The following is a 13,253-nucleotide window of genomic DNA, read 5'->3' as shown; positions in this document are numbered from 1 at the left end:
TCCTTTTCTGAGGCTATTGCCACGCCGGTCATGAAGTAATAGTATGAAAGCTGTGCGATAACGTCTTTAATCAGCGAGCGAAGGAGTGCCGAATTCGCATGGGAAATCCATTCAAGAAATTCCGGGTCGACAATTTGTTTTTCGGCAGCTTCGCGTTCCTGATCGTCATCATGATCGGGGCGGCGATATGGACCAGCTACAGCCTGACCTCGAATGAGCTTGCCACGACGGCCTCCAGCAATCAACATAATCTGCTGAACATGCTGAATAATGAAATCACCACGCGGTTGACGACGATTGAGCAGATTTCCTTGTCTACCTCAAGAGACAATGTGCTGATCTCCCTGTTATCGGGAAGCCACTCCGAGGACGAGTTCGCCCGATACCAGCAATTCAAAGAGGTCAAGCAGTCCTTGGCCAGCTTAACGAACTCGATTCCTCTGATCGAGGGGATCGATGTCTATATGCACAAGCCGCAATACGGAGATTCCGAGAGCTACATTCAGTTCCGGAACTTGGAGGAGGCGTCTCGGCAATACTGGGCCGAGAGCGTCAAGCGCAACGACATGGCGTGGACGGACGAATACCGACGCCAGTCGTTTCAAGGAGAGGTTGCTGTCCTGAGCTTCGTGCGAACGATCCTTAACAATAATAAGCTGATCGGATACTTGGTCATGCATGTGAAGGCGGATATGCTGAAGGAAGTGTTGGCAGGCCATTCAACCGGCCAGATCAGCCGAATGCTGCTGGACGCTTCGGGGAATCCCATTCTGCATATCGGGAGCGTGCCGGACGGCGATTCGTGGTCCCGGCGGGCCGCGGAGATGCAGGGACAATCCGGCGTATTCCGGATCCAGGATTCCCAGAGCGACTCCGGCTCGTTGCTTGTATACTCCCGAAGCCGCAACTCGGATTGGACGATGGTCGAGTTGACGCCCTGGTCGCAGATCACGAAAGGCAGCCTTAAGCTGACGAAAGCCATTGCCGCGATTGGAGCGGTGGCCATTCTGCTTACGGTGATTCTGACGATGCTGATCAGCCGGCAATTCACGAAGCCGATCAAGAAGCTGGTTGGCGCGATGAATCAATACTCGCTTGAAGGCGAGAATGCGAAATTGCCGGAAGATTACGAAAACGAGTTCGGATATTTATTTTCGGGCTACCGGAAGCAGAATGAGAAGATCCAAGAGCTCGTACAGTCTCTCAGGCAGCGGCATGAGCTGCAGCGAAGAGCGGAGATCGATGCGCTTCAAGCGAACATCAATCCGCACTTTCTCTATAACACGTTAGACCAATTAAATTGGATGGCGATTGCCAACGGTCAGGAAGAAATCAGTCGCATTCTCGAGCTGATGGGCCGAATGTTCCGAATCGGGCTTTCGAACGGAAATACGTTCATTACCGTTCATGAAGAGATGGAGCATCTGAGCAGCTATATCGAAATTCAACAAATTCGATTCAGCGGCTTGCTGCAATTTCGATCGGACATTCCGGAAGGACTCGGCTCCTGTTATATGCCCAAGATGGTGCTGCAGCCGTTTGTCGAGAATGCCATCATTCACGGATTTCACCACCGAAGCCAGGGGGAGATCGAGGTCGTCATGCGAAGGCTCGGCGATCAGCTCCTGATCACGATAGAGGACGACGGAGTCGGACTCCGTTCGGGCGGAGAACCCGCCGTTCATAAGAAAAGCGGCGGATACGGGATCCGGAATGTCGAAGAGCGAATTTCCGCGTACTTCGGAAACAAATATGGAGTGGCACTAAATTCGCGTGAAGGAGGCGGTACGAGGGTTATCGTTCGACTGCCTCTGCTCGAAGAGCAACCGGAGCGGCAAATCGGATAATAATGAAGGAAATTGTGTATCTCTCGTCTACTCCAAGTCGGATCAGAACGGTATGATAGATTAGATACCTTAAAACAAGGGGAGATGTAAGGACTATGGCCTTTTGGAAGCGCTTATCCTTCATTTCGGCCGTTGCCGCCCTGTTTCTGCCGCTCGCGGCATGCGGCTTCGGCATTTCGGGAACCCTTCCATCCTCCGAAGAGGAGTTATCGATCCGGACAGGGGACAAGACCGCCGGAGAGAGCATAAAGCTTCGCATCATGTGGTGGGGAGCGCAATCCCGGCATAAAGTGACGATGAAAGCGCTGGAGGCTTACTCCAAGAAACACCCGAATGTGACGTTTGAACCGGACTATTCGGGGATGGACGGATACCTGGACCGGCTGTCCACACAAGCGGCGGCCAGAAACGCGCCGGATATTATCCAGATCGATCCGGGATGGGTCGCCGATTGGGCCTCGCGGAACCAGCTGGCCGATCTGACGGGGGCCGTCGACCTGACGAATGTCGACGGTAAATTGACGAAGCTCGGGTATATCAACGATAAGATGTATGCCGTCCCGTTGGGCTCGGTCGCTCATGGGATGATCTACGACAAGGCGGCCATGGAAAAGTCGGCCATTCCGCTGCCGGTTAACGGCTGGACATGGGAGGATTTCTTCAAGCTTGCGAGAGAGAGCGTACCGAAGCTTGGCGTCGGCCAATATGTCACCAAGGACTATGCCGGAGACGTTTTCGCTTACAGCGCTTATCAGTACGCGCGGGGCAAGGGGTTTGTGATTACGGATACCGGGAAGTTCAATATCGACAAACAGGTCTTTCTCGATTGGGCGTACCAGTGGCAGGATTTACGGGAATCCGGGGCGGTTCCTCCCGCCGATGTGAATGCTTCGGACAAGGAGTTCGACCCTTCTGCCGATCTGATGTTAAAAGGGATCATTATGATCAGGCTTAGTTATAGCAGCAGCTATGGAGCCTGGGACAGCATCAAGCCCGGCGCTTATGCGCTCGTCACGATGCCCCGGGCGGAAGAGGCGGGCGGTTGGCTGAAGCCTTCCATGTTTTTTGGAATTTCCGCAGCCTCGAAGCATGTGGAGGAGGCGAAATCGTTCGTCGACTGGTTCATCAACAGCGAAGAAGCCGGCGCCATTCTGGGAACAAGCCGGGGCGTGCCCGTCAACTCGACGGTCGCGGACGCGGTCGATTCGACCTTCAGCGTGGCCGATCAGACCGGCATGATTTTGTACAATGCGACGTTGCAGGACGGACAGCAATGGACGCCGGGAGCGAGCGGATGGACGAACTGGATCGATAAGGACTGGGGGCTTGTTCGCGACGAATTAAGCTTCGGCAAGAAGTCGCCCGAGCAGGCGTTCGACGCGCTGCGGAATGCCGCGAAGGAGTATGAGGGCTGAAGGAGGCAGGACCGTGTGGAAAATCGTGATTATCGACGACGATCGCAACGTATTGAGGGGCATGAAGCAAGTGATTCCGTGGGACGAGCTCGGGGCCGAATGGGCCGGGGAAGCGATGGACGGAGAAGAAGGTTTGCGCTTGATTCGTCAGACCCGGCCGGACCTTGTAATCACGGATATTTACATGCCCGTGATGAACGGCCTGGGGATGATCGAACACTTGCGCGGCGACGATTTTCACGGCAAAATCGTCATCCTTAGCGGCTACACGGATTTTGAATACGCGCGGCAGGCGATGAGGCTGAACGTGGTCGATTACTTGACCAAGCCCGTAAGCGTATCGACTCTAAAGACGGTTCTTCACAAAGTGGTGAAGCAGATCCGCGAGGAGCATTCCAAGCTTCTGGAGCAGGTCGAGTTGTCGGAGCGTCTCACCCGGTATCAGCCCTTTATCGAGAAAGAATGGGTCAAGTCCGTCGTTTCGGGCACGCTGGACCGCCCTTACCGGGAGGATGGCGAGCTGCCTCCGGCCTATCGATTCTGGAAGCATGCCCGCCATCTCGTGATCGGCATCGAGATCGCGAGGGACGCGCGCGTGAATGCCTTGTCGATCGCCGATATGAACCTTTTTCGCTTTGCCGTCAGCAATGTCGCGAGGGAAATCGCTTCGGCGATTTTCCGTACTTACACCTATACGGAGCTGCATGGGACGAGGTCGGCCGTTCTCGTGCATCCCGAGCCATCCCTTACGGAGGCGGAGCTTCGCCTGAATCTTCGGCAATTCGGCTCCGAGGTCATCGAGAGCGTAAGCCGGTATCTGAAAATCAACCTTCGGATCGGATGGGGGTACGTCAAGGACCATTGGGTGCGGATCTCGGATTCCACGGAGGAAGCGTTTCGGGCGATTGAACTGAGGCAGAGTACGGCTCTTAAAGGATATGAGCTATACGAGCTCGACGGGGACACCTCATCTTCTTCTTCGCCCGAGATCCATCCCTTGCCGCGCCCGGTGAAGTTCTATCAAGAATTGACAAGCGCGATCAAGAGCGGTCATGAGGGGCGGGCTTGCCTCTTGATCGAGGAACAGTTTCAAGCCTTGGAGAAGAGCAGGAGGCTGACTCCCTCCGAGGTTCAATGGATTGCCGGCGAATGGTGGGGCGTGCTTACGTATAGCTTGTACGAAGCCGGAATCGTGGTGGACGATCTGTTTCCCGAGGGCCTGCCTCAGCATGAGATCATGCAGCTATGCAGATTGGATTCGCTCGAGGAATGGCTGAAATCGACCGTTTCCGCGATATGCCGCAGCCGGGAGTGGAAGGGGAGCAGCAAGCATCGGCAAGCCGTCGATTTCATGCTGCAGTATATCCACGAAAACTATGCCGAAGACGTAACGATCGGCGAGCTTGCGGATAAAGTCAACATTTCCCGGAACTATCTTTCGGAGATTTTCAGAAATATCGCGGGCGATACGTTCAACAATTATTTGACTCGCGTACGGATGGAGAAGGCGAAGGAACTCCTGTTGGAGAAAAACATGCTGGTCTATGAAGTGGCCGATCGGGTCGGGTATAAGAACGTTCCCTATTTCAGCAGCCTCTTCAAGAAGTACATCGGCGTCAACCCGACCGAACTGGCGAAGGGTTATATTCGTTAAGAGCATCCGCGCAATTCGAGAGCGGCTTGGACAGGGTCCAAGCCGTTTATTTGCATTTTCGGCAGACGAATCGGCCCTCGGAGAATCTTATAACAAACTGTGCATCTCTCTTCTATCAGACGGTTATTCCCCCTGCTAAGATGAATTTGCAAGCACACTCGGCTTGCGAACAAGCCCCACTGGAAAGGATCGATGACATGAAGACGGAAGTTCATCTCAACAGCCCTGCTCTAGCAGTCGCCATGAAAGGGGGAGCAGGTTACTGGCGCCGCCAATGGCCGCTCTATATCATGATGATAATTCCGATGGCCTTCTTTATCGTCTTCCGGTATATTCCGATGGCCGGCGTCTTGGTGGCCTTCAAGGATTACAACATTTTCAAGGGAATCTGGGCCAGTCCTTGGGCGGGCTTCGACGTCTTTAAGGAAATCTTCTCTCTGCCCGAGTTTTACAAGGCTCTGCGCAACACGCTGATGCTAAACTTTCTGGGCTTGCTGACGTTTCCGATTCCTATCGTTTTGGCGCTGATGCTGAATGAGATCCGGGTGCATTGGTACAAGCGGGTCAGCCAGACGCTGATGTATTTGCCCCACTTCATCTCTTGGGTTATCGTCGGCGGCATGGCGATCGAGCTGCTCTCGACCAATTACGGAACGATCAACCAGATGCTGAATGCGATCGGCGTACCCGCGATTCCGTTCTTGGAGAAACCGGCTTTGTGGGTTGCGACTTACGTAGGAGCCGGAGTCTGGCACTCTGCCGGCTGGGGGATGATCCTGTACTTGGCCGCGCTGACCGGAATCAACAAAGAACTATACGAAGCAGCCGATATGGACGGCGCCACGAGAATGCGCAAGACGTGGCATGTCACGCTGCCGGGGATCAAGCCGACCATCATCGTGCTGTTCATTCTACAGATCGGCAACATGGCAAACATCGGATTCGAGCAGCCATACGTATTGACAAACAACTATGTGTCGGATTACTCGCAGGTCATCAGCACTTACGTGTACACCGTCGGGATCCAGTCGGCAAGATTCGCGATCGCGACCGCCGTCGGCCTGTTCCAATCGGTCGTCGGATTGATTCTCCTCCTCACGGCTGAGCTGATCTCGAGAAAAATAAACAACCAAGGCATTTTCTAAAGGGGGCGAGCCCATGATACAAAATTCTTCGGAGAAGCTCGGCAATGCCGTCATTATGATTCTAATCGGCATCTTCTGCCTGTTCTGCGTCTTGCCGATGATCCATATCTTCGCATTGTCGTTCAGCGGCAACCGGGCCATCATGTCCGGCGAGGTGTTCTTGTGGCCGATCGAATGGAACTTGAACTCCTATAAGGATATATGGGGCGATTCGAGCATGATCCGTTCTCTGCTGTTTACGATCGGACTGGTGGTCGGATACACCGTCCTTAGCCTGTGTGCCACGATTCTGGCCGCTTATCCGCTCAGCAGGCGAAATTTCAAGGGGAAGAACGTGATGTTCGCGATGATTATCGTGACGATGTTCTTCAATCCCGGCATCATCCCGAACTACTTGCTGGTGAAGGAGCTTCACCTGTTGAACGACGCTTGGTCGCTGGTTCTTCCGATCCTCGTCAACGCCTTCTTACTGATCATTCTGAAAACGTCCTTCTCCCAGATGCCGGAGGAGCTGGAGGATTCCGCGTGGCTGGACGGCTGCGGCCATTTCCGCTATTTGCTTCGGATCGTCCTGCCGCTGTCCCTGCCCATTCTGGCGACTCTGGCGCTGTACTCGGCGGTCGATCGGTGGAATACGTTCCAGGACGCGCTTTTCTACATCAATGACTCGAACCTGTACCCGATACAGATGAAGCTGTACGAAATGGTCGTCAACAGCTTCGTGAACGACGCTTCCGCTCAGGAAGGCTTCAGCGCCACCACGCCGGTGCCGCAAAGCTTGCAGGCCGCAAGCATTATGTTCGCCACGGTTCCGATCATTCTCGTCTATCCTTGGCTTCAGCGGTACTTCATCTCCGGCATGCTCGCCGGAGCCGTTAAAGGCTGATAGTCGGCCTTTGGCCGACGGATTCGTCGGTTAAAGTCACTATACATCATTCAATAGATTAAAGGGAGGCCCAACAACATGCGAAACGTTCTTCGCAAACCCGTAACCGCAACGCTGGCCGTCGTCTTGACGTCGGCTCTGGCGTTGGCCGGCTGCGGCAACTCGAACAATGGCTCGAACAGCTCGGCCGCACCATCCGGCTCCGCGGCACCGACAGGTTCCGCAGCGCCGTCGCAATCCGCATCTCCGGAACAGAAAGGACCGCCGATCACGCTGAAGATCGAGCTGTTCGACCGCAACAACGCTCCGGCGGGCGCGCCGCCGTTGACCGACAATTTCATGACGAAATACGTCCAGGAAAACTTCGGCGACCCGAACAATATCACGGTTGAATGGGTCACCGTGCCCCGCTCCGAGGAAGTCAAGAAGCTGAACGTGCTGATGGCGTCCAACTCGGCGCCCGATCTTATCTTCACCTACGATAAGCCCACCGTACAAAACTACGTGAAGAGCGGCGGCCTGACGGATCTCGGTCCGCTGATCGAGCAGCACGGCGAGCAGCTCAAGAAGGTGCTTGCGCCTTCGCTGCCGGACGGCGTATTCGAAGGCAAACAATTCGCCATTCCGGCGCTTCGGGTCATCCAAGCGCAAACGTCGACGATCATCCGCAAGGACTGGCTGGATAAGCTGGGCCTGCCGCTGCCGACGACGACCGAAGAATGGTACGAAGCGATGAAAGCGTTTAAGGAGAAAGATCCGGGCAACACCGGAGGCAAAGTCATTCCTTTCTCGAATATTCAGCACTTCCAATTAAAGCCGCTGATCAACTCGTTCTGGGACTGGAGTCAAGTGACCGACGAGGATCTGTTCGCCGATCCGGATGGATGGACCCAAGCGGGAACCAAGGAAGCCTTCCGTCTGCTCAACAAAATGTACCACGAGGGCCTGCTCGACAAGGACTTCCCTCTCCGGAAGGACTTCAACCAGGATTTCGCCCAACAAATCGTCACCGGCGTTGCCGGTTCGGCAGGGACGAACACGAACGAGCTGGTGTACACCGGCAACTACGCTAACCTGAAGAAGAACAATGCCGAAGCGGTGTTCGCGCCGATCGATCCGTTCGCGACGCAGGACGGCAAGCATCCGAAGCCGAAGTATTCGGCCAGCGGCATCTACCTGATGGTTCCCGCAGCGAGCAAGAACGCCGAAGCCGTCGTTAAGTATTTGAACTGGATGGCGGATCCGGTCAACATTCGGACGTTGCAGCTCGGCCAGGAAGGCGTATCCTATGAGGTCGGCGAAGACGGCCTTCCGGTTGCCTTGACCACGCCGGAAGCCAACCAGATTCTGTACAATAATCAGGATTACGCCATGATCATGAACGGCAAGTACATCAGTCCGGACGAACCGGAGAAGAACATCGCGGCCAACGCGACCGATCCCCAGTTCAAGGACTTCACGATCGAGAGCATCAAGATCGGCACGAACGACAGCTACACGACTCCGCGCGTCGACATTCCGGTGGAAGCCGAAATTAAATATTCCCAGATCTTAAGCGAAAAGGTGAAGTCGATGCTCGCCAAGATCATTACCGTAAAAGCGGATAATTTCAACAGCACTTACGATCAGCAGATCAAGGAATGGCAGGACATGGGCGGCGCCGAAATGATTGAAGAAAAGAGAGCGGCCTACAAGAAATTTTACAATTCATAATGCTGGATCGTCGCCAAACTCGGTTCCCTTCGCTGGGGACCGAGTTTTGTCATTTTATCGGGGAGGAAGGGGGTTTGCAAGTTCGGTACTGGAGTGCTAGTGTGGGAAGAGATGGAAGCTGCGAGCAACAAGAAGGGAGTAACGGCGGTGGAGCATATCGGACTGGTGCTGGAAGGCGGAGGGATGCGCGCGGCGTATACGGCCGGGGTGCTGGAGCAATTCGCGGAGCAGGACGTTTATTTTCCGTATACGATCGGCGTTTCGGCAGGGGCGTGCATGGCGGCGAGCTACTTATCCAGGCAGAAGGGTCGCAACAAGATCGTCAATGTCGATATGGTCGCCGACCCTCGATATTTGTCTTGGAAAAATTGGCTGAGGAACAGGCAGCTGTTCGGCATGGACTTTATTTTCGAAGAGATTCCGAACTCGCTCGTTCCGTTCGATTATGCAGCCTTCGGCGCAAGCTTGGAGGAGCTCGCAGTGGTAACGACGGATTGCCAGACGGGCCAGGCGGCGTACCATTACAAGAGCAAGCCCGGGTTCGACGCGCTTCGGGCGCTTCGGGCTTCGAGCTCTCTGCCGTTCATTGCGCCAATCGTCGGCTACGAGGGAAAGCCGATGCTCGACGGGGGCATCTCGGATCCGATTCCTCTGCGGCAGGCGGAGCGGGACGGCTGCGCGCGCAACGTGCTCATCTTGACGAGAAACGCCGACTATCGGAAAAGCCCGAACCGGTTTGCGTGGTTCCTCCGCCGCGCTTACGGACAATACCCCGAATTCGTGAAGACGATGCTGCGCCGGCACGAGATCTACAACGAGACGCTGGCTTACCTGAACGAGCGGGAAAAGGAAGGCGCGGCGTTCGTCATCCGCCCGACTCAACCGCTGGAGGTCGGGCGGATGGAGCGGAATCCAGTCAAGCTCCGAGCGCTGTACGAGCAAGGCTGCGAGGATGCGGCCCGTCTGATGCCCTCTCTGCGTGCATGGATGGGAAAATAGATGGGAGCAGGAACGGAAGCGGAGGGCCTTATCGCATTCCGCCGCGACTCGGTAAGGCGAAAACGGGCAGATTCCCGATTTACAATCGTCCTCCGATCTTATACGATAATACTTGGTGTGCATGGACAGGTCCGGGGAGGAAGACAATAGATGAAACAGTTGTACCACGTGCTGGGAGCGAAGCAATTCGAAAGAAACGAGCTCGAGCGGCTGTTCGACGCGGCATTGGACATGGAAAAGGTCGTCGCCCGTGGCGGGGACCGGCGCCATGAAGGACGGATCATGACGACGCTGTTCTTCGAGGCCAGCACGAGAACGAGGCTTTCGTTCGAATCGGCGATGCATCGGCTGGGCGGAGGCGTGATCGGAACGGAGAACGCCGCCCAGTTCTCGTCGGCGATCAAGGGAGAGACGCTGGAGGACACGATCCGCATCGTCAGCGGATACAGCGACGTGATCGTCATGCGGCATACGGAGATCGGCGCGGCCAAGCGCGCGGCGAAAGTCGCTTCGATCCCGGTCATCAACGCCGGGGACGGAGCGGGAGAGCACCCGACGCAAGCGCTGCTCGACGCCTATACGATTCGCAAGGAGTTCGGCAAAATCGACGGCGTCAAGATCGCGATGGTCGGGGACCTCGCGTACGGCCGGACGGTTCACTCGCTCAGCTACATGCTGGCGAATTACGACGACGTTATGGTGTACTACATCTCTCCGGACAACGTGCGGATTCCGGATAACGTCAAGAGATATATGGAAGAGAAGGGCGTGCGCTACGAGGAGACGAACGATCTGAACTCGGTGGCCGGCTCGATCGACGTGCTGTATCAGACGCGTATCCAGAAAGAGCGGTTCCCTTCGGCGGAGGAGTACGAGAAAGCGTCCGGCCAATACATCGTGGACGCCGAGCTGATGTCGCGGATGAGCAAGCATGCGATCGTGCTGCATCCGCTGCCGCGCGCGGGCGAGATTACCGAGGAAGTCGACGACGATCCTCGCGCCGCGTACTTCCGTCAAGCCGTCAATGGCTTGTACATTCGGATGGCGCTGGTGGATAAGTGTATCGTGGAGTCCAAGCGGAATTAATAGCGAATGAGAAAAGAGGCTGTCCCATAAGCAGAGTTGCTTGAGATGATCGATATATAAAGAAGGGGTATGTGTCTCCCGGAGACTGCCTCATACGCTCCTGAAATGACCTTATCACGGGTTTACCAGTTCAAATTTCAGGAGTGTATAGCATCGGAGGGAGATACATACCCCTTGCACCTTTATCATCGATTATCTTTCACAGCAACTTGGTTGGCTTATGGGACACCCTCTTTTTTGTTGCGGATCAGGGCAGAAGCAGGCGTTGTCCCGGGAAGATCAGGTTCGGGTTGGAGAGCTTGTTCAGCTTGCTCAACGTCTGCCAGGTCGTGCCGTAGCGCTTGGCAATCTTCGTGAGATGGTCTCCCGATACGACCACGTAGTAATCCTGCGGCTCGCTCGGCTGCGGAATCGGCTTCGGCTCTTCAGTCGGCTTCCCTGGAACCGGTTGAGGCTGAGGGGCGGGAGCCGGGCTTGTGGCCGTGATGCGTCCTTCCTTCTGCGGATTCAGCTGTCCGGAAGCACGGATGTATTTAATGACGGCTTCTTCCAGCGACGCATAGTCGTTCTCGATCGGATAATCCTTGAACATCGTATAGTTGTCGCCGCCTGCGGCCATGAAGTCGTTGGTGGCCAGCAGATAAGTCGCGTTGTTGTCCAGCGGCTTGCCGTTTACGATAACGGATTGAACGCGCTGTCCTTGGGGCTTGGTCTCGTCGAAGCTGATCTTCATCCCGGCCACATGGGGAAATCCGCCGAGCGATTCCGGATATGAGCCTACGCCCAGCTCCAGTGCCGCGATCAGGTCGGAGCCTTTCACCCGTTTGGTCTGAATATAGTTGCCGAACGGAAGGACAGTGATGACCTGGCCGACCGTGATGTCTCCGGCAGGAATCGACGCCCGGATACCTCCTCCGTTCGTAAGCGCGACGTCCGCGCCGCTCTCCGCCAGCATCGCGTCGGCGATCAGGTTGCCGAGATTCGTCTCGGAAGTCCGAACGAATTCCCTCTCGCCCTGCAGATCGACCTTCGTCGATCCGACGACCTCGGACAAGACGGGGAGTTGGTCTTCTTTTATTTTATAAATAATGTCCAAAATCTTGGTTTCGCCTTTGACTTCGTCGGCAGCCGCTTTGGCGATCAGCCGCGCTTGGCGGTCGACGATCTTCTTGGAATCGTCGATCGTCAGCTCCACGACGCCGAGATGGGTGCCGTATTCCCCGGCTTGCACGATCAGCGCGTCTCCCGCCTTCAAGCCCTGCTCCAGCACCGTGTGACTGTGTCCGTCCACGATCAGGTCGATGCCGGACACCTGTTCGGCGACCTGACGGCTCGTCTCCTTGCTCGATTCGTCCAGTCCGAGGTGGGTAAGGGCGATAAGGACGTCCGCCTTGCCGCGGAGCTCCTCGACCATTTTCTTGGCTTCTTCGACCGGATCGGCGAACGTTAAGCCTTTGACATTATTAGGGTGGGTCTTGAACAGCGTCTCGGGAGTCGCCAGGCCGAAGATCGCCACCTTAAAGTCTCCGACCGTCTTGATCGTATAGGGCTCCAGCAATCTCGTCCCGTCCGCCCGATAGACGTTGGCGGCGAGGACGGGAAAGCTGGCTTGTTGCGCAAGCTCGGTCAATCTCTCGTAACCGTAGTTGTAATCGTGGTTGCCGGTTACCATGGCGTCGATCTCAAGAATATCGAGAATTTGGACGATGCTCTCCCCTTTGACGAGATTGGCGACCGTCTGCCCGTGGAACGTATCGCCTGCGTCCAGGACGAGCGTATTCGGATTGGCTTCTTTCAGCTGTTGGATTAGCGCGGCTATCTTGGCGTAGCCGATGCTGGTACCGCTTTCCTCGACCCGCGAATGGACGTCGTTGAAGTGGACGATTTGCAGCTTGGCGGGCGCCGCTTGAACGCTGGATAACCCGGCCGGAATCAGAAGGAAGAGGGCCGTAAGCCCGGCGATCAGCCTTTTCTTGAATCTGTTCATTCCATAGCCTCCCATGAGAATAGTAGATTTAGCTCTATTCTAACGCACAATTGTTTTCCGCGATCGTAGGAATGATGCTCCGAAGGTAAAGCGCGGGCACGTTTCGATCGACGCGCGGCTCTGCTTGGCGTTGTTGAAGGGGAATAGGCGGCATGCTATAATGAAGTTCCGGCCATTGCGGCATACTAGGAAGGCAGGTGAAGGAAAGTGGGCAAGAAGAGCCAGCACGACAAGCCATTGGCGCAAAATAAAAAAGCATCCCACGACTACTTCATCGAGGATACCTATGAAGCCGGGATGGTGCTGACGGGCACGGAGATCAAATCCTTGCGCACCGGCCGCGCGAATCTGAACGATTCGTTCGCGACGATTCGCAACGGCGAGATTTTTCTCCACAATATGCATATCAGTCCGTTCGAGCAGGGCAATCGGCACAACCCTTCGGACCCGACCCGGGCTCGGAAGCTCCTTCTTCATAAGGAGCAAATTCACAAGCTTCTCGGTCTGACGAAACGCGACGG

Annotated in this window: 10 protein-coding genes; 9 read left to right on the top strand and 1 reads right to left on the bottom strand. The window is 55.6% G+C overall.

Features of this window, described 5'->3' with window-relative positions; translation table 11 throughout:
- Positions 1-98 precede the first annotated feature (98 nt).
- The 8 genes from ACESLM_RS22205 to pyrB all read left to right on the top strand — a co-directional run bounded on the left by ACESLM_RS22205 (position 99) and on the right by pyrB (position 10,745).
- The gene (locus tag ACESLM_RS22205) at positions 99-1,847 is read left to right on the top strand and encodes a cache domain-containing sensor histidine kinase (protein WP_372634427.1); all 1,749 of its coding nucleotides are present in this window, start codon (positions 99-101) and stop codon (positions 1,845-1,847) included.
- A 95-nt stretch (positions 1,848-1,942) separates the two neighbouring features.
- Positions 1,943-3,262 carry an ABC transporter substrate-binding protein gene (locus ACESLM_RS22200; protein WP_372634424.1) on the top strand — a complete coding sequence of 440 codons (1,320 nt, stop codon included), beginning with the start codon at positions 1,943-1,945 and terminating at the stop codon, positions 3,260-3,262.
- Between the two features lie 13 nt (positions 3,263-3,275).
- A complete protein-coding gene (locus ACESLM_RS22195) occupies positions 3,276-4,916 on the top strand; it encodes a response regulator (RefSeq protein ID WP_372634422.1) in 1,641 nt (546 codons plus the stop codon).
- 197 nt (positions 4,917-5,113) lie between these two features.
- On the top strand, positions 5,114-6,061 hold the full coding sequence (locus tag ACESLM_RS22190; RefSeq protein WP_372634419.1) for an ABC transporter permease: 948 nt from the start codon (positions 5,114-5,116) through the stop codon (positions 6,059-6,061).
- 13 nt (positions 6,062-6,074) lie between these two features.
- Positions 6,075-6,947 carry a carbohydrate ABC transporter permease gene (locus ACESLM_RS22185; protein WP_372634417.1) on the top strand — a complete coding sequence of 291 codons (873 nt, stop codon included), beginning with the start codon at positions 6,075-6,077 and terminating at the stop codon, positions 6,945-6,947.
- A gap of 78 nt (positions 6,948-7,025) precedes the next feature.
- On the top strand, positions 7,026-8,660 hold the full coding sequence (locus ACESLM_RS22180; RefSeq protein WP_372634414.1) for an extracellular solute-binding protein: 1,635 nt from the start codon (positions 7,026-7,028) through the stop codon (positions 8,658-8,660).
- A gap of 111 nt (positions 8,661-8,771) precedes the next feature.
- The gene (locus ACESLM_RS22175; RefSeq protein WP_372634468.1) at positions 8,772-9,659 is read left to right on the top strand and encodes a patatin-like phospholipase family protein; all 888 of its coding nucleotides are present in this window, start codon (positions 8,772-8,774) and stop codon (positions 9,657-9,659) included.
- Between the two features lie 150 nt (positions 9,660-9,809).
- A complete protein-coding gene (gene pyrB / locus ACESLM_RS22170; protein WP_372634411.1) occupies positions 9,810-10,745 on the top strand; it encodes an aspartate carbamoyltransferase in 936 nt (311 codons plus the stop codon).
- A gap of 247 nt (positions 10,746-10,992) precedes the next feature.
- Here the strand turns inward: pyrB and ACESLM_RS22165 are convergent, their stop codons facing one another.
- Positions 10,993-12,732: a 5'-nucleotidase C-terminal domain-containing protein gene (locus ACESLM_RS22165; protein ID WP_372634408.1), complete on the bottom strand. Its 1,740-nt coding sequence runs from the start codon at positions 12,730-12,732 to the stop codon at positions 10,993-10,995.
- A 207-nt stretch (positions 12,733-12,939) separates the two neighbouring features.
- On the opposite strand from ACESLM_RS22165, the gene smpB reads away from it, so the two are divergent.
- Positions 12,940-13,253 (top strand): SsrA-binding protein SmpB (smpB, locus tag ACESLM_RS22160; protein ID WP_372634405.1); only part of this gene is annotated, 314 nt, incomplete at its 3' end.

The organism is Cohnella sp., assembly GCF_041641335.1.
Lineage (GTDB): Bacteria > Bacillota > Bacilli > Paenibacillales > Paenibacillaceae > Cohnella.
This window is presented reverse-complemented; position numbering and strand designations above follow the sequence as displayed.